We start from the raw sequence: 20,508 nt of genomic DNA on the forward strand, positions 1-20,508 counted from the left end.
ATCATGAATACAGATAATTATAAAGATTTATTTGATCAGGCTACCCAGGCTTTGGGCAGTTTTCAGCTCTTCAGTGCACTCGATGCCATGAAAACAGCATCGCAAGAACTGAGACAAAGCTATCTGATTACTGAAGAAGAAAGCATCCGGAATGACTACGCACTGATGCTTCAGTTTATGGCACAGGGAGGAAACGACCCGCAAAAGGAGAACATGCACCAGACTTTCCTTCTGAGAGCCTGCAATCTGCTTTACCGCATCCATCACCAATATCTGCTCCTTTACGGAAGCAATCATATCGGCGAGACCATGCGTACAGACCAGACAATCTCTTCGGACGATCCGAACAGCTATATCGAAGCGCTTCTCAAACCGCTTTCCTTACTGGAAGACTACACCTCTGAAGGTGACCGCAACAAGGAAAGCATAGAACATCTGTATCAGGATCTCTATCGGGAACTGAACCGCTTCTTTAATTATCTGCTTACCGCCGACTTGTTTGACGAGGAGAAAAAACGCCTTGTGATTTCCTGCATCAACCGTCTGCCGGAAGTTTATGCCTGCATGCTGCTCGAGGCTCTTTATCTGAACTGCATGGAGGCGCTCGACCTGAATAAACTCAAGATACTGTTCCACTTTGTAAGAAGCAACTCTGTCCGTCTCGGCATTCAGGCACTGACGGCCGTACTCATCCTCTATCATCAGCACAGCAGTCTGATTGAAATTGATGAGGTGTTCCATCATGAATTTCTTATGCTGAAAGAAGTTCCGGGAATCGACAAAGCCATCATCAGCATACAGAAACAGCTGTTCCTGAGCAAGGAAACCGAAAAAGCCTCACAGATTCTCAATAAAGACATTCTGCCGAACATGATGCGCTCCGGACTGGGCAACCTGAACCAGATGGATCCAAACATGAGTATCGACAGCCTGCTCCAAGGAAACATGGGAGGTATGGGCGCTGCATTGGAGAATAATATGGAACACCTGAGCAAGATGACCCAGACAGGTTATGACATCAACTACAACCTGTTCAGTTCCATGTGCCGGAACATTTTCTTCTCCAAGTTCAACAACTGGTTCTGCAATTTCGATCTCCATCACCCAGATTTGGCGGACTTCCGGAAAAATGAACAGGGCGAAAAGATGCTGCAAACCTTGGGACGCTCGCAAAGACTCTGCGAACTGGACAAATATGCCATGGGATATATCCTGAACCACATGCCGGAAAGCATGCGGGGCGCTATGCTCGAAGGCGGCATGCAAATGGAAATAGAAGACCAGAGCATCGTTCCCGATCCGGAAAAAGAAAAGCAGTCCGTCATACGGAGTCACATTCAGGATTTATACCGCTTCTACACCAAAAGCTTGCAGAAAAAGAATCTGAAGAACCCGTTCGACGCAGTTCCGTTCTTTGCCGAAAGCAATCCCGTGATGCAGATTGTGAATAAAGGGGAATTCCTGAACGAAATGGCCCGCTTCTTCATGAAGACAGAATTATATCAGCAGGCACAGGATGCCTTGCTTGCCTTGCTGGAGATCCAGTCGGCCGATGCCTGGGCGCTGCATTCCCTGGCAGTGACCTATCAGCAACAGGGAGCCTCTGCCCGCGCTTTGCAGTATGAGCAACAGGCCGAACTGCTTGATCCGGACAACATCAACATCCTGCTCAGCATCCAGCAGCTTTGCCTGTTTCTGGACAAGCACACCATGCGGGTAAACTATCTGAAACGCATTGAAGAGCTCCAACCGCTGGATACAGATCTGGAAATCGGAATGGTATTCAGCCTGATTGAAAGCGAACAATATGAAGAAGCTCTGAAAAGATGCTACAAAATGAAATATCTGGAGCAGAACTCTTCCTTTGCTGACCGCAGCATTGCCTGGTGTTCTCTAAAAACCCAGAAGCCGGAAACGGCACAAAAGTATTACGACCAGCTTCTGGCCGGAAACGGAATTATCTGGGGAGACTACCTGAATGCCGGAAACACAGCCTGGATTAACGGAGACATCCAAAAGGCTATCAGTCACTACCGGACCTTTATCCGGGAATTCGGCAAAAGCAGTGATTCCCAAAGAGGCACCTGGCTGGATGCCTTTGAAGAGAATGAAGACATTCTGGAATCGTACGGCATCAACCGGAGAGACATTTGCCTGATGAAAGAAATCATCAGACCGGAAAACCAGCAATAAGGCAGCAAAACGACACAACATACTCAAACAACAGAGGCGGCTTCCTTCCGTTTCGGACCAATCCGAACGAAAGGAAGCCGCCTCTGTAAGTATTCTGTTCCGTGATATTCTCAAATCAGCGGAACCAATATCTGGAAGAACCATCCCTTGAAACGCTGCCACACATTGCGGCGCTGCTTCCAGTTTTCAGGAGTGAGCAGCGTGGATTTCTTTTTGTCTTCCTCAAAAATATACTGTAACTGGTGCGTGGTACAACTGTCCATGATAAACGCATTGACCTCATAATCGAAAGTGAGACTGCGACTGTTCAGATTGGCCGACCCTACCGTACAGAAAGAATCGTCCACCATCATGACCTTGGTATGATGAAATCCGGTTTCGTAATAATAGATTTCCGCTCCCCGTTTCATCAGTTTATGCACATTATAAGCCACCACATCGGGCACAATCTTGACATCCGACTTGGTGGAAACCATAATCTCCACACGCACACCACGCTCCAAAGCCCGGTACAAGGCTTTACGCACACTGCGTACCAGAGTCAGATAGGGATTGATGATCTGCACCCGATAGCGGGCATGATCAATGGCATACTGGTATGAGCGGCGCATAATCTTGGGACGGATTATCGGAACCCGGTCTACCACGCCCACCATCTTGTGGCCGGCACTCAGACAAGTATCCGGTTTCAGTCCCGTGTATGCCGTCGTATCCTTGCGCATATCTTCGGCAAAGAGCGAATCCTCGGGTACGGCTCCTCCGGTGGTTTTCTCCCACATCGTGCTGAAAATCTCCTCATAATCCTCCACGACACCGCCTTCGATGCGCATGTGCATATCGCGCCATTCGCCAAATTCCGGCTTACCGTAGATATAATAGTCGGCCACATTCATTCCGCCGGTGTAGACCATCTTGCCGTCGATAATCACGATTTTCCGGTGATCACGGTGCAAGGCATGGTTAATCCACGGAAAAACAATCGGGTCGAACGCATAGATTTCAATACCCGCCGAACGGATTTTATTCAAGTCATGTTTCTTGAGCGGACGGCTGTTGCTGCTGTTTCCGAAACTGTCGAACAGCGCCCGCACCTGAACACCCTCGCGGGCCTTTTGTGCCAGGAGGGTAAACAGGACATTACCTATGGAATCATTTCTGAAGTTGAAGTATTCGAGATGCACATAATAACGCGCCTGACTGATGGCAGCAAGCATGTCATCAAACTTTTCCTTTCCGCTACGAAGCAGCACCACACGGTTGTCGTGTGTAAAATCCACCCCCATCTCCTCAAGAGATTCCACGGTGAGCGAATCGCTACGCTCCTGCGAGAAGGACGAAACGGCCCCTATCAACCAGACGCATAGTATGACAATCCATCTGTTCATGTCAGAGCATGCAGCCAAAGTGATCGACCACTCCCAACAGGTGATTCTCATCATCGACCACCAGCACGGTATGCACTTTCTGCGAAATCATCATCTGCTGGATGGCATCCACCTTAGTATCCGGAGAAACCACTTTGGGGTGCTGTGTCATCACCTCGGAAACCGGGATATTGAAAAACTTGTCGTGCATCTTTTCCATGGCACGGCGCACGTCACCGTCGGTAATCAGTCCGGCCACCTTACCGTCGCGCACGGCAATGCACAGGCCCAACTTACCCTTGCTGACGTGAAGAATGGCCTCACCCAACACCATATCGGGCGAAATCACCGGCAAGTCCTCAGTGCGCATAATGTTGCGCGCCGTGGTGAGCAGGCGTTTGCCCAAAGAGCCGCCCGGGTGGAACTGCGCAAAATCCTTGGCCTTGAAATGACGCTCTTCCATCAGCGCACAGGCCAGCGCATCGCCCATAGCCAGAGTGGCCGTGGTCGAAGAAGTGGGTGCCAGATTCAGCGGACATGCCTCACGGGCCACACGAGCCGTAAGATGGCAGGTAGCATACTGGGCCAGCAGTGATTCCGCATTGCCGGAAATACCGATCAACGGGATTTTCTGCTCGGTGAGGTAAGGAATAAAGCGAAGCAGCTCGTCGGTCTGACCGGAATTGGAGATGGCAATCACCACATCCTGCGGGGTCATCACACCCAAGTCGCCGTGGAACACATCCAGCGGATTGATGAAAAATGCCGGAGTACCGGTACTGGACATGGTGGCCGCCATTTTGGCGCCGATATGTCCGCTCTTGCCCACACCGGTTACAATCACCTTGCCCTTGCAGGCCAGGATCAACTCTACTGCACGGTCAAAATTCTCGTCGAGCTGAGGAATCAGGTCCAAAATGGCCTGTGCCTCATCCCGGAAACACTTTATAGCAACATCTCTTATTCCCATTATAACAAAGTTTGAATTACACCTTCCAGATCTTTCAAATAAAGCATGTTCGGTCCGTCGCTCAATGCCTGCTCCGGATCAGGATGCACCTCAAAGAAATAGCCGTTGGCTCCGAAAGCCTTGGCTGCCAGTGCCATGGACGGTACGAACTCACGGTTGCCGCCGCTCTTGCCGCCGGCTGCTCCGGGGCGCTGCACCGAGTGGGTGCAGTCCATGATGACACGGGGCGTAAAGCGCATCATGTCAGGAATGTTCCGGAAGTCGACCACCAGATTGTTGTATCCGTAGATATTTCCACGCTCGGTGAGCCAGACTTCCTGACCGCCGCTCTCCTTTACCTTTTCCACCGGATACTGCATGTCCAGTCCCGACAGGAACTGGGCCTTCTTGATGTTGACAACCTTTCCGGTCTTGGCCGCAGCCACCAGCAAATCGGTCTGCCGGCACAGAAAAGCAGGAATCTGAATGACATCAACCACCTCGCCCACCGGCGCAGCCTGACAGCTCTCGTGGATGTCGGTAAGCAGTTTCAGTCCATACTTTTCGCGGATGTCGGCCAGCATCTGCAAGCCTTTCTCCAGTCCGGGTCCCCGATAAGAATGCACGGAGGTGCGGTTCGCCTTATCGAAAGATGCCTTGAAATAGATTTCCTTATTGTATTTATTTTTCAGACGCAACAGTTCGGATGCCACTTCCTGCAGAATCTCCTCGGATTCTATGACACACGGACCGGCAATAAAAATGGATTCCATAAAAAAACGAATTAGTTTATAGAGCAAAGATACCATTTTTTCACGGATTGTTCTCTCTTTGACTGCCGCAAAAATATTAAATCTACGAATAAAATAAGGAAAGCCTCTAAATATTAGCTTATTCCCCGCAAAATTTGTATCTTTGCAATTCATTCAAATAAACCAAATTCAATCATGAGCAAACTTATTATCAATTCTTACGAAGAGTTTGAAAAATATGTGGGTCAGGAACTCGGTGTTTCTGAATATCTGGAAGTAACCCAGGAGCGCATCAACCTGTTTGCCGACGCTACTCTGGACCACCAGTGGATTCATGTAGACACAGAACGTGCGCAGAAGGAAAGCCCGTTCAAGAGCACCATCGCACACGGTTATCTTACCCTGTCTCTGTTGCCTCACATGTGGAATGAAATCATCGAGGTGAACAACCTGAAAATGATGATTAACTATGGTATTGACAAAATGAAGTTCGGCCAGGCCGTTCTGAGCGGTGACAGCATCCGTTTGAAAACCAAACTCCAGTCACTGGCCAACCTGCGCGGAGCTGCAAAAGCTGAAATCAAGTTCACTATTGAAATCAAAGACAGCAACAAGAAAGCCCTGGAGGGAGTTGCCATCTTCATCTACTATTTCAATAACTAATCGTCTTACTTGATTATTTCTTATAAGAATCTTGCTATAAAGTATTTCATGCTTGGTAGCAAGATTTTTTGTTCACGGCTAACCCCTCGTTTTACTTTCTTAAAAACCCTAATCAATATGCCAAGAGCTTTTAGCAACAAGGAAATATTACAGGTGGCCTACCCGATTCTGATCAGCCTCATCATGGAACAGCTGATCGGAATGACCGACACCGCCTTTCTGGGGCGTGTGGGCGAAGTGGAACTCGGTGCCTCTGCCATCGGAGGTATCTTCTATCTGGCCATCTTCATGATCGGATTCGGCTTCAGCATCGGTTCGCAGATTCTGATTGCCCGCCGAAACGGAGAGCAGCATTATCAGGAGATCGGCGACATCTTCTATCAGGGACTGTACTTCATGATCTTTCTGGCGGCCCTCACGTTCACGGCTACCCGAATTCTGGCTCCCCACATTCTTCCGTCCATCGTATCCTCCGCACACGTCAGTCAGGCGGCTCTGAGTTATCTGGAATACCGTGTCATCGGTTTCTTCTTTTCGTTTATCGCGGTGATGTTCCGCGCCTTCTTTGTCGGAACCACCCAGACCAAGACGCTGACACTCAACTCTCTGGTGATGGTGGCTTCGAATGTGGTGTTCAACTACATCCTGATATTCGGAAAGTTCGGATTCCCGCAAATGGGCATCGCCGGTGCCGCGCTGGGCTCCTCCCTGGCCGAAATGCTGTCGGCCCTGTTCTTTATCATCTACACGGTCAAGAAGATTGATCTGGAGAAATACGGGCTGAACAAGATCGGACGCTTCAACCGGCGCCGTCTGGGAAAGATTCTGAATATCTCCATCTGGACCATGATCCAGAACTTTATCTCCCTGTCCACCTGGTTCCTCTTCTTCCTGTTTGTGGAGCATCTGGGCGAACGTTCGCTCGCAATCACGAACATTATCCGCAACATTTCGGGCATACTGTTCATGATTGTATCAGCCTTCTCGGCCACATGCAGCTCTCTGGTGAGTAACCTCATCGGGCGCGGAGACTCGGATCTGGTGCGTGCCACCATCTGGCAACACATCCGGCTGGCCTATTACATCATCTTGCCGATGGCCTGCTTCTTTGCCTGCTTCCCGCAGCTGATTCTGCGCATCTACACCGACATGCCGGACCTGATCGAGGCGGCCATTCCTTCGCTGTGGGTGTTCTGCACAACGCCGTTCATCACCGCACTGGGAAACATCTTCTTCCAGTCGGTATCGGGAACGGGCAACACACGGACAGCCTTCCTGCTCGAACTGTCCACCTTGTGTGTCTATGTGGTCTATATTTATATCATCATCATGCATCTGCGCCTGAACGTGGCTTTCTGCTGGACTTCGGAACACGTTTACGGACTGGTACTTTTCCTGCTCTGTTTCCGGTATATCCGCAAGGGCAACTGGGTAGGCAAACAGATTTAATGCAACCCGCATACCTGCAAAGGCGGCACCCATCGTAACGGGTGCCGCCTTTTTTCTTCTCCCCCCAAAAATTTCATCCCAATGAAATAAAAAAATCATCCCAATGCTTTCGGAAAAAGATCGGGATGATTCTAAGACATGATGATGCTGTTGTTCCGCCATGCAGAAAACAGCTTTTTTTCAGATGAGGAACGGCCCCTTTTCTGCCTCTTCATCCTGCTGCGGATAAATCAGGATGAAGTTGTTGTTTTGCAGATAGCGGTTCAGATAGCCCGGTATCTTCGGCATAATCGGGTGATAGGACAAGCCGTCGCGACGGCTCAACAGAATCCAGAGGCAATCGTTTGCCTTCACCTCGCGGAAGGCGATCAGAAAATCATTCCAGTCGTCAAAATCGCGGAAATCAATCTTTGCCGCTTCTTCGCCAAAGAAAATCCGGATCACTCCCAAGGTCTCTTCGGCCGCATAGACCACCACGGCGGCTCCGGTATTGGCCGTTATCGTCTTGATTTTCTGCAACACATGCATGAATCCCGTCTCTTTCTCGGCATTGGTCGGAACCATGAAGATGTTCCGCTTCACGGTGGCCAGAGGCTGCACAGCCTTGTAGATAAAGGCATTCACACAGATTCGGCCGATGACTCCATCGTTGATTTTTCCCAAGATATCGGCCGGCACGGAATGTTTCTGGTGCAGTCCCAGCACAATGTCGGTGATGTCATTCTCGCGCACCACGCTGGAAATGGCGTTGGATACACTCAAGTCATAGCGAATCAGATCGTGCACATGCACATCGGCTGCCGCCGCGGTATGCACGGCCTGCTCCAGCAGGGCTTTCGAAGCCTTGAGCTCCCGCTCGTCCGACTCGTTGGTGTTGATGACACGCAGGGCATAAATACCATCTTTGTTCTGCGGGTACTTGACAGCCAGACTCAGGTTGATCAGTTCTTCAACCGTGTGCCGGTTGCTGACCGGAATCAGGATATGCTCGTGATAGATTTCCTTTTTGTCTTTCGGGGCGGCATGTTTCATTTCCTCCAGTGCTATGTTGCGGGCACCTTTCTGTGCAATGACGGTGGCAATGATGCAGGTAACCAGAATCATCAGGATGGTGTCGTTGAGCACACTGTCGTTGAGCAGACGGATCGGATTACCCTGTGCGTCTTCGCCCAGAATAATGTTATATCCCACCAGAACGGCAGCCAGAGTGGCCGCTGCCTGCGCATTGCTCAGTCCGAAAATCACCCGTCGCTGATCGGCCGTAAAGTGGAACGTGCGCTGGGTGAACCAGGCCGCAGCCAGCTTGGTACCCGTGGCCACCAGAATCATGACCACGCCCACAAACAGGGTTTCCCAGCTCTCGAAAAAGGCCCGATAGTCAATCAGCATACCCACACTCAGCAGGAAGAAAGGAATAAACAGGGCATTGCCCACGAATTCCACCCGGTTCATCAGCGGGGAGCTTCGCGGAATCAGCCGGTTCAGCGACAGTCCCACCAGAAAGGCACCGATAATACCCTCTATGCCGGCCAGCTGGGCCAGAAAGGCTCCCAGGAACAACAGGGCAAGCACATAGATATACTGCGAAATGGAATCGCTTACGTGCTTGAAGAAATGGCGCGTAATCAAAGGGAAAAGGAAAAGAATAATGGCGGTAAACAGCAGGATGGACACACCCAGACGAATCCAGAACACGGAATTTACCTCACCGGTGGTCATGCCCACCACAATGGTCAGCACCAAAAGAGCCAGCATATCGGTCACCATCGTACCGCCCACGGTGATGCCTACCGCCGGATTCTTCACGATGCCGTATTTGCTGATGATGGGATAGGCAATGAGGGTGTGCGAAGCGAACATACTGGCCAGCAGCACGGACGTGAGCCACGAAAAGCCCAACACCCACCGGCCCACCGCAGTGCCCACCAGCATGGGAATCATAAAGGTGTATAAGCCGAAAACAAGACTTTTCAAACTGTTGCGTTTGAAATCGTTCATGTCTATCTCCATACCGGCCAGAAACATGATATACAGCAGACCGGCTGTTCCGGACATGATAATGCTGCTGTCGCGCAACACCAGGTTGAAACCGTGCGGTCCGATAATGGCTCCGGCTATAATCAGGCCTAACAGATGGGGAATCTTCAGTTTGTTCAGCAGCAAAGGTGCCCCTAAAATAATCAGAAGGATAATGAGGAACTTCAGAATGGGATCCTCAAGAGGCAAGGTAAGGTTTAAAGCATAGTATAACATAGGCCACCTTTTTTGAGAATTTATAGTGCGAAGTTATACTTTTTCCTTACATGAGCAAGCAAAACGCCGTTTTTTATACCGATTCAATCCTGACATAAAGTATAAAGAACCACACTCTTATACTCCCCGGCCTCCTGAATCCAGTCTTTCAGAACCGCGCTCCGCTCAAAACCGGTCTGTTCGAACAGCGAAGCAGCCGGAGTGTTCTCACTGGCCACATAAGCATAGACCTGATGCAGCCGGAGGAAAGAAAAGGCATAGCGCAACAGCAGCCCCAAAGCCTCGCACCCCAGTCCACGACGCTGAAAGGGCTTTCGGATAACCAGCCCTATCTCGGCACGATGATGGCGCACACTGTAATCAAACAGGTCGATACACCCGGCTATCTCACGGGTTTCCTTCAGCTCCACAATCAGGCGCAGCTGATGGTCGGCATAAATATCGTTCAGGCTTTCGTTGATGAATTTCCGCAAGGCATAACGGGAATAGGGCACATTGGAAATGCCGTGTGCCCATAGTGTGGTGTCGTTCTCTATCTGATAAAGAGTATCCAGGTCTTCGGGTTCCATGGCCCGGAGCACCACCTTCCGTCCTTCGAAGAAGGGCTTGTCGTCAATTCTTTCCATACCATATTCTTTTATGTGTAATCAGATGGCCCCACTGGCGCGAATAGGTGCCCAGCAACAGCGGTTTGCGCGCGCAACCGCGGTAGAGCTGTTGCAGAATGCACTGAAAGGAATAGGCATCCACATCATAGGCCACCCGATCGTATGCCGTAAAGTCCAGCCCTTCGGTAAGATGTCCTTCGGGCATCCGTTCCTCGTCGGTCTCAACCAGCACCGCTTCCATGCCGTTGTCTTCCAGAATCTTTTTCATCTCGGCCAAGGCCTCACGCCCTCCCAGACACAGCACCCGGTTGCCGGCCGCCTCATCGTCGGGATCGGCCTGCTGGTGCAGACATTTGTTTTTCAGCAGATCCAGAGCTCCCCGCAGCACCACGGCAAGATGAATCAGCCAGGAGAGAAACAGATGCTTCCGGCGGAAATGCTTGTTGAAGAAAATCAGCATGGCGTTGTAAAACGTGTGCACATAACGGAAAGAGCTCTTCTTGGTGCTCTCTCCCTTATAATGAACGATGTGCACCGGCAGGTAATAGTTCTGGTAACCTCCCAGAAGAATACGGTAAGAGAGGTCAATGTCCTCGCCATACATAAAGAAAGTTTCGTCGAGCAGTCCGACACGATCCAGCGTAGAACGGCGGAGCATATTGAAGGCTCCGGAAATAATCTCGATCTCATTAACCTGATCCTTATCGAGATAGCGCATGTAATACTTGCCAAAGGTGCGCGACTTCGGGAACAGGCTGCACAGTCCGCTCATCTTGCAGAAGGAAGTGAACGGAGTAGGCACTCCGCGCCGTGACTCCCAGGCAAAGCCTCCGTCGTCCTTGAGCATCGACACACCTACGGCTCCCGCCTGCGGATGGTCGTCCAGGAAACGGACACAGGCATCCAGCACATCCTCCCCCACAATCGTGTCGGGATTCAGCAGCAGCACATACTCTCCTTCGGAAAGACGGATAGCCTGATTGTTGGCACGCGAGAAACCTACATTCTCTTCATTATAAAGATAATGCACCTGAGGATATCGGTGAGTGATATATTCCTGAGAACCGTCGGTCGAGGCATTGTCCACCACCCACACATCCAGTTCCAGATTCCGGGCAGCCCGATACACCGAACAAATGGTCTGCTCCAGATAATACTTTACGTTAAAATTGACGATAACGACGGATAATTTCATGATACTCTGCTTTTTGTCTGCCGCACTTTTATTCCACACATTCTGTCTCGGCCTTCATCTTGACAGCAGAAGGCCAGCAAAAGAAATAGGCCAACAGCAGAATCAGCGCACAGAGCGCATTGGACTTCTCCAATACATTATAATATATAACCAGATTCAACAACAGACAGACTCCCAGCACCCCGCAGCGCAGCATGCTCCATCGCAGATATGCCTTTTGCCCCTGACGGCCGTCGCCGGTGATCTGCTTCTTCACCCACGGCCAGTGCAGCAGTTTCAGTGCCACCGGAATGACACAAAGGGTGACAATCATCATGATGGTCTGCAGAAAAAAGAAGCCTTCCGACATTCCCGTTCCGGCCCATGCTCCCGGCATCCAGCATTCGGTTTCAAAAAGCACCAAAGTCAGTAAGGCCAACAACAGCCAGAAAAAGAAATTCAGTCGTAAATTGAAAATGGTCTTGTCCATGTGATTTATATTTGTCCGGTAAAAACAATACGGTTCAGAATAGAGCGCCCCAGAGTAATCTCGTCCGTGTACTGCAATTCATCATTCTGGGCCACTCCTCGGGCAATGATGCTCAGTTTCACGCCGGTATCGGCCAGTTTACGGAAAATATAAAAGTTGGTGGTGTCTCCTTCCATCGTCGGACTGAGCGCCAGAATCACCTCTTTTACCTCAGAGCCGGTCACGCGGTCCACCAGCGATGCAATCTGCAAATCGGCAGGTCCCACACCGTCCATCGGAGAGATGACCCCACCCAGCACATGATACACTCCGTGAAACTGATGGGTATTCTCGATGGCCAGCACATCCTGAATATTCTCCACCACACAAATGGTCTGATGATCGCGGTCGGGCTTGCTGCAAATGTTGCAGATGTCCGTGTCGGACAGGTTGTGACAAATCTTGCAATACTTGATTTCGTGCTTCAGTTTGATGATGGAATTACCGAAACTCTCCACCGAAGCCACATTCTGACGCAACAGATGCAACACCAGACGCATGGCCGTTTTCGGACCGATGCCGGGGAGCTTGGAGAACTCGGAAACAGCCTTCTCCAACAAGGCGGAAGAATATTGTTGAGACATGTTTTTATTCATTAGAAATGCATAATTAGGAGCAAAGATACCAAAACCAAATTAAATTATTATATCTTTGCTTCAAAAATTAGCTTTATTATGGAAATCAAGAGTGCAGAGTTTATCATCAGCAACGCCGTTGTGAGCAAATGTCCGAACACCAACAATCCGGAATATGCCTTCATCGGACGCTCCAATGTGGGCAAGTCCAGCCTGATCAATATGCTCACCGGACGGAGCAAACTGGCCAAGACTTCGGCCACTCCGGGAAAGACCATGCTGATCAACCACTTCCTTATCAACAACGAGTGGTATCTGGTGGACCTTCCGGGCTACGGCTACGCCAAAAGAAGCAAGAAAGACAAGGACAAGCTGGAAGTGATGATCTCCAGCTACATTCTGAAAAGAGAACAGATGATCAATCTGTTTCTGCTCATCGACTGCCGTCACGAACCTCAGAAAATCGACCTGGAATTTATGGAATGGCTGGGCGAAAACGGAGTACCGTTCAGCATCGTATTCACCAAAGCCGACAAACTGGGAGGCGGAAAACTGAAACAGAACATCAGTTTCTATCTCAAGGAACTGAAGAAACAATGGGAGGAACTCCCGCCTTATTTCATCACCTCTTCCGAAAACAAAACCGGAAGACAGGAAATTCTGGATTATATCGAGCAGATCAATAAAGAGGTCATGACCGGAGCATAAGCGTCCGGCATGACCTCTTTACCTATATTATATATTATAAGTAAGTCCTAAACTCAGCCATTGCTTGAACATGAAGAACCCGTCATTAACCGGGCTGCGGTAGTTGGGCGAGCTGTCGTCAAAACGGGGATACAGGAACAAGGAGGCCTGAACATACTTGTTTACATTGAAAGTAAACGTATTCTCCCACTCGATTGTATTCATATTCAAATCACTGAACCAATATATTCGCGCACTCCACTTGATATTGTCCATAATCTGCCAGTTATAGGTTATATTGATAAACGGACCGAATTTGTTATAAGTGATGTGGTGCTCCTTGATGCCATGCTGGGTGGCCAGATTATCACGGGCCACATATTTGAAATTGTAGGCAATGGGCGACAAATTGGCAGAACAGGAAAACTTTTTCCAACTCATGCTATACTCCATACCGAGCGAAATCACACTCGAAAACGGAGACATGAAATCCGAACGGACTTCGTCGCTGTTGTCATAATAACTGCGCAACATCTGGGTGGTTCCTTCCACAAAGAAGGTATAGTTCCAGTGCTCCGTAGCCCGATAACCGATTTTCGAATTCAGTCGGATCAAATCCTCAGAGGTTTTGAACTGATGCTCCGTATCCTTGGGGTAAGGCCGGAAGCCCAGACGCATTTCCAGATTGGTTTCCCAGTTGAACTTGCTTTTATTGTTGTAAGAAAAGCCCATCTTCAAGGCGGCCAACATGTTGTAGTAATTGTCGGTCCGGTCCTTATACCAGTTCTTGGTATTATAATACTGATAGAACTGTAGCGAAGAGTTGCTGTAATATTTCCAGAAATTCGGTTTCTTGGGGATGACTACCACACTGTCGCCGATATCCGGAATAAAAGTAGGCAGATTGGTCTGATCCACCAGAGCCGACTCATGCCCCAGCTGCGTTCCCACATCTTCGCGAATCGTACCCATCTGTTGCACCTCATCTTCCGTATCCGAAATCAGCCGGGGATGATTGATATAAGTATGACACAAGAGATCATTGATTTCGCGATCCAGAAGCAAAATCGAATCGGTCTCGTTGTTGATTGTATCCTGCGATACGTAAACATTCACGGAATCGGGCAAGGCATACCGGATTTCGAAACACTGGGCAATGGCAGCGCGGTAAAGCAGGGCCGGAGAAATCATCTTATAATAATAAGGTGAATAAGTTACCGGCAACCCGGAATCGCTTGCCGGCACTCTGTATTTGCGGCACAAAGTATCTAACTGATGCATATAACGCTCCATAATGGCAGCCTGGCGCAAAGTGTCCACCTGACGGGCCGAAGCGGATAACGTAGCCCTGCAAGCTCCCAAAATGAAGAGAAACACAATCAAAAATCTAATTCTCATATTAAAAACGACTTAACAAACGCAAAGATAGAGGATTTTTGAACGAACAGAGCCTTATTCTCAAGTTTTTTTTATAATTTTGCAACTTTGAGATTATGATTGAAGTCTAAACTAAAATTATATTATCGTGGCAGAAACTAAGTACATCTTCGTAACTGGTGGAGTTGCCTCTTCTTTGGGAAAAGGCATTATCTCTTCATCAATTGGTAAACTTTTACAGGCTAGAGGGTATAACATTACCATCCAAAAGTTTGACCCGTATATCAACATCGACCCGGGAACACTGAATCCTTACGAGCATGGCGAATGCTATGTTACGGTAGACGGACAGGAAACTGACCTCGACCTGGGACATTACGAGCGTTTCACCGGTATTCAGACCACCCGTGCCAATAACATCACCACAGGCCGTATCTACCAAAGTGTTATCGAGAAGGAACGCCGCGGAGATTATTTGGGCAAGACCATCCAGGTGGTTCCTCATATCACAGACGAAATCAAGCGTAACATCAAGCTGATGGGCCAGAAGTACAAATTCGACTTCGTGATCACCGAAATCGGAGGTACTGTAGGAGATATCGAATCTCTCCCATTCCTGGAGGCTATTCGTCAGCTTCGTTGGGAATTGGGCAAGAATGCCATCAACCTGCACTTGACTTACGTTCCTTATCTGGCTGCTGCCGGCGAGTTGAAGACCAAACCGACTCAGACTTCTGTAAAGCAGTTGCAGAGCTTGGGTATCCAGCCGGATATCCTGGTATTGCGCGCCGAGCACGAACTGAACGCCGGTCTGCGTAAGAAAGTGGCCCACTTCTGTAATGTAGACGAAGACGCTGTAATCCAGAGCTTGGATATGCCTTCTATCTACGAAGTACCACTCAGCATGCAGGCTCAGAAGCTGGACGAAATTATTTTGCGCAAGATGGATATGCCAATCGGAGAAACTCCGGGATTGGGTCCATGGCGTTCTTTCCTGGAGCGTCGCAACAAGGCTACAGAAATTGTCAACATCGCTCTGGTAGGTAAATACGATCTGCAGGATGCTTATAAGAGTATTCTGGAATCTTTGGCTCATGCCGGAACCTATAATGACTATAAGGTAAAGACTCACTATGTAAACAGTGAGAAGCTGACCAAGGAAAACATTGCCGAGGCTCTCGAGGGCATGTCTGGTGTGGTTATCTGTCCGGGATTCGGCCAGAGAGGTATCGAAGGCAAGATCATCGCTGCAGAATACACCCGTACACACAATATCCCGACCTTCGGTATCTGTCTGGGTATGCAGATGATGGTGATCGAGTTTGCCCGCAATGTATTGGGTTATGCCGATGCCAACAGCCGCGAAATGGACGAGAAGACTCCGCACAATGTGATCGACATCATGGAGGAGCAGAAGAATATTACACAGATGGGTGGAACCATGCGTCTGGGTGCTTACGAATGTGAGCTGCGCGAAGGAAGCCGCACCCTGGAAGCTTACGGACAGAAGACCATCTCTGAGCGTCACCGCCACCGTTATGAGTTCAACAACCAGTTTACTTCTGAGTTCGAGAACGCCGGTATGCAGTGCGTAGGTATCAATCCGGACAGCAACCTGGTGGAAATCGTAGAAATCCCGAACCTGAACTGGTATATCGGTACCCAGTTCCATCCGGAATACAGCAGTACCGTGCTGAAGCCACATCCACTGTTCCTGTCCTTTGTAAAGGCAGCTATTGATTTTAAAAATAACCAATAAGCAGATATAGAAAATTTAAAATGGATAAAAATACAATCATCGGTTTCATCCTGATTGCAGGTGTGCTGTTCGGATTCAGCTACTTCAGCCGACCAAGCGAGGCTGAAATCCAGCAGATGCAACGACAAGACTCACTCGAAATCGTAGCCAAGCAGCAGGCAGAAGCAGCACAGAAAGCTCAGGAGGCGGCAGCCATCGCCAAAAAGGCAGAAGCAGCCCTGGACTCTACTTCCCTGTTCTTCAAGAACCGTCAGGGTACCGATCAGAACATCGTATTGCAGAACAATCTGGTAAAGATCACTTTGGGCACCCGTGGCGGTATGGTCAAGGAAGCCTTGCTCAAGGACTATAAAAACCAGCAGGGAGGACCGGTATGCCTTTTGAATGAAAAGGACGCTTCCATGAGCTTTGTCCTGGAAGGCAAAAACGAGAACCTGGACTCTCGCGACTTTTTCTTCACTCCGGTAGCTGCTACCGACAGCAGTGTGACCATGCGTCTGGAGAATCAGGACGGAAGCGTGCTGGATCTGGAATACAAACTGCACAGTGACTCTTATATGCTCGACCTGAAGATTGCCTCTTCGGGTCTGGGCAGATACTTCTCACCGTCAATGAAAACCATCAACCTGTCGTGGTATGACAAGGCCATGCAGCAGGAAAAGGGTTTCGACTTTGAGAACCAATACTCTACCCTGACCTACAAGATCAAGGATGAGGGTACCGACTATCTGAACGCCAACGAGGACAAGACCGAGGATGTGAAAGAACGTCTGGACTGGGTTGCTTTCAAGAACCAGTTCTTCAGCTGTGTGTTCATCGCGCATCAGGACTTTACCGACGCTACTCTCTCCAGCACACCGCAGCCTAAAAACAGTGGTTACCTGAAGGAGTACAATGCAGAAATGAAGACTTACTTCGATCCGTCGGGCAGCAAGACAACCGACTTGCAGCTCTATTTCGGTCCGAACAACTACCACATTCTGAGCACGACCAATGATTTGAGCCTTAGCGACAAGGATTTGGAAATGCAGGATCTGGTTTACTTGGGCTGGCCGCTCTTCAAGTGGATCAACCGTTTCTTCATCATCTATCTGTTCGACTGGCTCAACGGTCTGGGCTTGTCTATGGGTATTGTGTTGCTGTTGCTGACCATTATCATCAAGGTTCTGGTTTACCCGACAACACGCAAGTCTTACATCGCTTCGGCCAAGATGCGCGTTCTGAAGCCGAAAATCGACGCGCTGAACGAAAAATATCCGGACCCGAACGACGCACTGAAGAAACAGCAGGAAATGATGCAACTCTACAGCCAGTACGGTGCCAACCCGATGGGCGGCTGTCTGCCGATGCTCATCCAGATGCCGTTCTGGATTGCGCTCTTCAACTTTGTGCCGAACGCCATTGAGTTGCGCGGAGAAAGCTTCTTGTGGGCCAACGACCTGTCGGCATACGACGACCTGATCCGTTGGGACACTCACATCTGGCTCATCGGTGATCACATCAGCATCTTCTGCTTGCTGTTCTGTGCCACCAATATCATCAATACCTGGATCAGCACCAAGCAGCAGCAGTCTGCCATGGCTGGTGAACAGGCGCAGCAGATGAAGATGATGCAGTACATGATGTATTTCATGCCTGTGTTCTTCTTCTTCATGTTCAACAATTACTCTTCAGGACTGAACTATTACTACTTCCTGTCCAGCTTGACCAGTATCCTGATCATGTGGTATCTCAAGAAGACTACCGATGAGAAGAAACTGCTGGCAAAGATGGAGGCCAAGTATGAAGCCAACAAGAAGAATCCGAAAAAGACTTCCGGCTTTGCAGCTCGTCTGGAGGAAATGCAGAAAAAGCAACAGGCTATTCTGGAAGAACAGAAAAGAAGACAGGGACAAAAATAAAAAGTAATCATTTTATGCCGGACGTGTCTTTTCGCGTCCGGCTTTTTCATATTTATCCTATGAACTTTCTACATATTATGACCACCACTTTGGCACTGACGGCCGCCGCGCCGCAGCAAAGCCCTGCCGAAACTCCGGTGATCGGCAAGAATGAAATTCAACTGAAAAACGACCGGATGACTCCCGAAACGCTTTGGGCCATGGGACGCATCGGCGGCATGACCACCTCACCGGACGGCAAGAAGATTGCCTACACCGTGACTTACTACAGTGTGCAGCAGAACAAGAGTCGCACCCTGATTTATCTGATGAATACCGACGGATCGGACAAACAGCTCTTCACTCAGGGAAATGCCAGCGAGATGGAACCGCAGTTCCTGGCCGACGGCAAGCATCTGGCTTTCCTGAGCACAGCCAGCGGCAAACCGGAAGTATGGCAGGCCGCTCTCGACGGAAGCGACCGCAAGCAGCTGTCGTTCACCGAGCAGGGAGTGCAGGGTTTCAAATTCTCTCCCGACAACAAACAGGTGATTCTGGTTCAGGAAGTAGAGACCACCGCTTCCATTGAAAAGACTTACGACGATCTGCCTCTGACCAGCGGTATGGTCATCACAGACCTGAACTATAAGCACTGGGATCATTATGTGCGCACTATTCCGCATATCTTCCTGGCCAACTTTGACGGAACACGCATCTCGGACCAGACTACCGACATTCTGAACGGAGAGCCTTACGAATGTCCGATGCTTCCGTTCGGCGGCAGCGAGCAATTCAACTGGAGTCCCGACAGCAAGACTATTGTCTATACCTGCCGTAAGAAAACGGGCGTGGATTATGCCATCAGCACCGACAGTGACATCTTCGCCTATGAAGTGAGCACCGGCAAGACTACCAACCTGTGCAAGCCCGCCGGTTATCAGGCTCCGAAAACAGATCCGAGTCGTTCGCTGCAGCACCAGGCCGTAAATCAGAATGCCCAGGACTGCAACATGGGTTACGACACCAATCCGCAATACTCTCCCGACGGTACGAAAGTGGCCTGGCAGAGCATGGAGCGCGACGGTTATGAAAGCGACCGCACCCGTCTGTGTGTCCTCGACCTGAAGACCGGAAAGAAGACCTATGTGACCGAGTCATTCGAGTCGGGTGTTGACGGATTCAACTGGAGCAAGGACGGCAAGCAGCTTTACTTTACCGGAGTATGGCACGCCCGCAGCATGGTATATCAGACCGACCTGAAAGGTAATGTACGCGCGCTGACCGAAGGAGATTATGACTACAGCAGTGTGGCCGACAATGGCGACCAGCTGTTGGTGATGCGTCACAGCCTCAGCGCTCCGGACGACATCTACAGCATCTCCAAAGGCAAGAAGGCCAAGATCACCCAACTGACTCAGGAAAACGAGCATATCCTCAAGCAACTCACTTTAGGTGAGGTAAAAGAACGCTGGGTACCGACTTCAGACGGCAAGCAGGAACTCTGCTGGGTGGTTTATCCGCCACACTTCGATGCCAGCAAGAAATACCCGGTACTGCTCTTCTGCCAGGGCGGTCCGCAGTCACCCGTAAGCCAGTTCTGGAGCTATCGTTGGAACTTGCAACTCATGGCAGCCAACGACTATATCATCGTGGCTCCTAACCGTCGCGGTCTGCCGGGCTTCGGCATGGAATGGCTGGAAGACATCAGCGGTGACTACAGCGGCCAGTGCATGCAGGATTATCTGGATGCCATCGACAATGTTGCTCAGGAACCTTATGCCGACAAAGACCGTATGGGTTGTGTCGGTGCCAGCTTCGGAGGCTACAGCGTATATTATCTGGCCGGACACCACGACAAGCGTTTCAAGTGCTTCATCGCACACGACGGAATCTTCAATACCCAACAACAGTATTACGAAACCGAAGAGATGTGGTTCCCGAACTGGGATCTGGGTGCCGGTCCGTGGCGTAAGGGCATCACCAACCAGGCCAACTCTCCGGAAACAGTAAACGACGGACAGAAAGTAAACCCATACACCACCAGTCCGCATCTGTATGTCGACAAATGGGACACTCCGATTCTGTGCATCCACGGCGAGAAGGACTACCGCATTCTGAGCGCTCAGGGAGAATCTGCCTTCAAGGCAGCCCGCATGCGCGGCATTCCGGCCGAGCTGCTCATCTTCCCGGATGAGAACCACTGGGTACTGAAACCACAGAACGGAATCCTGTGGCAGCGCACCTTCTTCCGTTGGTTGGACCGCTGGTTAAAGAAATAAAAATCAATCACTATCTT

The 20,508-nt window shown here is 49.8% G+C and carries 16 protein-coding genes; 7 read left to right on the forward strand and 9 right to left on the reverse strand.

All coding sequences use genetic code 11. From position 1 onward, the window contains the following. The first annotated feature begins 3 nt into the window (after window positions 1-3). The gene (locus tag DXA74_RS07960; RefSeq protein ID WP_118526425.1) at window positions 4-2,193 is read left to right on the forward strand and encodes a lipopolysaccharide assembly protein LapB; all 2,190 of its coding nucleotides are present in this window, start codon (window positions 4-6) and stop codon (window positions 2,191-2,193) included. Between the two features lie 110 nt (window positions 2,194-2,303). On the opposite strand, the gene DXA74_RS07965 is transcribed toward DXA74_RS07960, so the two are convergent. From DXA74_RS07965 to kdsA, 3 genes are read right to left on the reverse strand one after another with little or no spacing between them, the layout of a single operon-like run. After that, window positions 2,304-3,578, reverse strand: a complete 1,275-nt coding sequence (locus DXA74_RS07965) for a phosphatidylserine/phosphatidylglycerophosphate/cardiolipin synthase family protein (protein WP_118526427.1) — start codon at window positions 3,576-3,578, stop codon at window positions 2,304-2,306. 1 nt (window position 3,579) lies between these two features. Then, window positions 3,580-4,527, reverse strand: a complete 948-nt coding sequence (locus DXA74_RS07970; protein ID WP_199666127.1) for an SIS domain-containing protein — start codon at window positions 4,525-4,527, stop codon at window positions 3,580-3,582. Then, window positions 4,527-5,279, reverse strand: coding sequence for a 3-deoxy-8-phosphooctulonate synthase (gene kdsA, locus DXA74_RS07975; protein ID WP_118526481.1), 753 nt, complete (start codon window positions 5,277-5,279; stop codon window positions 4,527-4,529). The genes DXA74_RS07970 and kdsA overlap by 1 nt, the downstream gene beginning before the upstream one ends. Before the next feature lie 174 nt (window positions 5,280-5,453). Between kdsA and DXA74_RS07980 the strand changes: the two genes are divergently transcribed. Beyond that, entirely contained in the window at window positions 5,454-5,921 is a 468-nt protein-coding gene (locus tag DXA74_RS07980) for a MaoC family dehydratase (protein ID WP_118526431.1), read from the forward strand. Between the two features lie 117 nt (window positions 5,922-6,038). Beyond that, on the forward strand, window positions 6,039-7,370 hold the full coding sequence (locus tag DXA74_RS07985; protein WP_118526433.1) for an MATE family efflux transporter: 1,332 nt from the start codon (window positions 6,039-6,041) through the stop codon (window positions 7,368-7,370). A 180-nt stretch (window positions 7,371-7,550) separates the two neighbouring features. On the opposite strand, the gene DXA74_RS07990 is transcribed toward DXA74_RS07985, so the two are convergent. The 5 genes from DXA74_RS07990 to recR form a co-directional block, all read right to left on the reverse strand. After that, the gene (locus DXA74_RS07990) at window positions 7,551-9,623 is read right to left on the reverse strand and encodes a cation:proton antiporter (RefSeq protein ID WP_118526435.1); all 2,073 of its coding nucleotides are present in this window, start codon (window positions 9,621-9,623) and stop codon (window positions 7,551-7,553) included. Window positions 9,624-9,706: 83 nt separating this feature from the next. Then, the gene (locus tag DXA74_RS07995; RefSeq protein ID WP_118526437.1) at window positions 9,707-10,249 is read right to left on the reverse strand and encodes a GNAT family N-acetyltransferase; all 543 of its coding nucleotides are present in this window, start codon (window positions 10,247-10,249) and stop codon (window positions 9,707-9,709) included. Then, a complete protein-coding gene (locus DXA74_RS08000; RefSeq protein ID WP_118526483.1) occupies window positions 10,236-11,426 on the reverse strand; it encodes a glycosyltransferase family 2 protein in 1,191 nt (396 codons plus the stop codon). Before DXA74_RS08000 ends, DXA74_RS07995 begins: the two co-directional genes overlap by 14 nt. Before the next feature lie 28 nt (window positions 11,427-11,454). Beyond that, a complete protein-coding gene (locus DXA74_RS08005; protein ID WP_118526439.1) occupies window positions 11,455-11,895 on the reverse strand; it encodes a hypothetical protein in 441 nt (146 codons plus the stop codon). Window positions 11,896-11,900: 5 nt separating this feature from the next. After that, on the reverse strand, window positions 11,901-12,518 hold the full coding sequence (recR, locus tag DXA74_RS08010) for a recombination mediator RecR (protein WP_118526441.1): 618 nt from the start codon (window positions 12,516-12,518) through the stop codon (window positions 11,901-11,903). Window positions 12,519-12,608: 90 nt separating this feature from the next. On the opposite strand from recR, the gene yihA reads away from it, so the two are divergent. Then, window positions 12,609-13,217, forward strand: a complete 609-nt coding sequence (yihA, locus tag DXA74_RS08015) for a ribosome biogenesis GTP-binding protein YihA/YsxC (protein ID WP_118526443.1) — start codon at window positions 12,609-12,611, stop codon at window positions 13,215-13,217. A 27-nt stretch (window positions 13,218-13,244) separates the two neighbouring features. Here yihA and DXA74_RS08020 read toward each other — a convergent pair whose 3' ends face one another. Next, the gene (locus DXA74_RS08020) at window positions 13,245-14,594 is read right to left on the reverse strand and encodes a DUF3078 domain-containing protein (protein ID WP_118526445.1); all 1,350 of its coding nucleotides are present in this window, start codon (window positions 14,592-14,594) and stop codon (window positions 13,245-13,247) included. Between the two features lie 127 nt (window positions 14,595-14,721). On the opposite strand from DXA74_RS08020, the gene DXA74_RS08025 reads away from it, so the two are divergent. From DXA74_RS08025 to DXA74_RS08035, 3 genes are read left to right on the forward strand one after another with little or no spacing between them, the layout of a single operon-like run. Next, complete coding sequence (locus DXA74_RS08025; protein WP_118526447.1) at window positions 14,722-16,332, forward strand: CTP synthase; 1,611 nt, start codon at window positions 14,722-14,724, stop codon at window positions 16,330-16,332. A 20-nt stretch (window positions 16,333-16,352) separates the two neighbouring features. Next, window positions 16,353-18,233 (forward strand): membrane protein insertase YidC, encoded by a 1,881-nt coding sequence (gene yidC, locus DXA74_RS08030; protein WP_118526449.1) that lies wholly within the window; start codon window positions 16,353-16,355, stop codon window positions 18,231-18,233. 59 nt (window positions 18,234-18,292) lie between these two features. Then, window positions 18,293-20,491: a S9 family peptidase gene (locus tag DXA74_RS08035; protein WP_118526485.1), complete on the forward strand. Its 2,199-nt coding sequence runs from the start codon at window positions 18,293-18,295 to the stop codon at window positions 20,489-20,491. The last annotated feature ends 17 nt before the right edge of the window (window positions 20,492-20,508 follow it).

This window comes from Bacteroides sp. OF04-15BH (assembly GCF_003477995.1).
Classification (GTDB): domain Bacteria; phylum Bacteroidota; class Bacteroidia; order Bacteroidales; family Bacteroidaceae; genus Paraprevotella.

Excerpts from the sequence above, each read along its gene's own strand:
- DXA74_RS07960 (WP_118526425.1), top strand. The coding sequence starts at position 4 with ATGAATACAGATAATTATAAAGATTTATTTGATCAGGCTACCCAGGCT.
- DXA74_RS07965 (WP_118526427.1), bottom strand. The coding sequence starts at position 3,578 with ATGAACAGATGGATTGTCATACTATGCGTCTGGTTGATAGGGGCCGTT.
- DXA74_RS07970 (WP_199666127.1), bottom strand. The coding sequence starts at position 4,527 with ATGGGAATAAGAGATGTTGCTATAAAGTGTTTCCGGGATGAGGCACAG.
- kdsA (WP_118526481.1), bottom strand. The coding sequence starts at position 5,279 with ATGGAATCCATTTTTATTGCCGGTCCGTGTGTCATAGAATCCGAGGAG.
- DXA74_RS07980 (WP_118526431.1), top strand. The coding sequence starts at position 5,454 with ATGAGCAAACTTATTATCAATTCTTACGAAGAGTTTGAAAAATATGTG.
- DXA74_RS07985 (WP_118526433.1), top strand. The coding sequence starts at position 6,039 with ATGCCAAGAGCTTTTAGCAACAAGGAAATATTACAGGTGGCCTACCCG.
- DXA74_RS07990 (WP_118526435.1), bottom strand. The coding sequence starts at position 9,623 with ATGTTATACTATGCTTTAAACCTTACCTTGCCTCTTGAGGATCCCATT.
- DXA74_RS07995 (WP_118526437.1), bottom strand. The coding sequence starts at position 10,249 with ATGGAAAGAATTGACGACAAGCCCTTCTTCGAAGGACGGAAGGTGGTG.
- DXA74_RS08000 (WP_118526483.1), bottom strand. The coding sequence starts at position 11,426 with ATGAAATTATCCGTCGTTATCGTCAATTTTAACGTAAAGTATTATCTG.
- DXA74_RS08005 (WP_118526439.1), bottom strand. The coding sequence starts at position 11,895 with ATGGACAAGACCATTTTCAATTTACGACTGAATTTCTTTTTCTGGCTG.
- recR (WP_118526441.1), bottom strand. The coding sequence starts at position 12,518 with ATGTCTCAACAATATTCTTCCGCCTTGTTGGAGAAGGCTGTTTCCGAG.
- yihA (WP_118526443.1), top strand. The coding sequence starts at position 12,609 with ATGGAAATCAAGAGTGCAGAGTTTATCATCAGCAACGCCGTTGTGAGC.
- DXA74_RS08020 (WP_118526445.1), bottom strand. The coding sequence starts at position 14,594 with ATGAGAATTAGATTTTTGATTGTGTTTCTCTTCATTTTGGGAGCTTGC.
- yidC (WP_118526449.1), top strand. The coding sequence starts at position 16,353 with ATGGATAAAAATACAATCATCGGTTTCATCCTGATTGCAGGTGTGCTG.
- DXA74_RS08035 (WP_118526485.1), top strand. The coding sequence starts at position 18,293 with ATGAACTTTCTACATATTATGACCACCACTTTGGCACTGACGGCCGCC.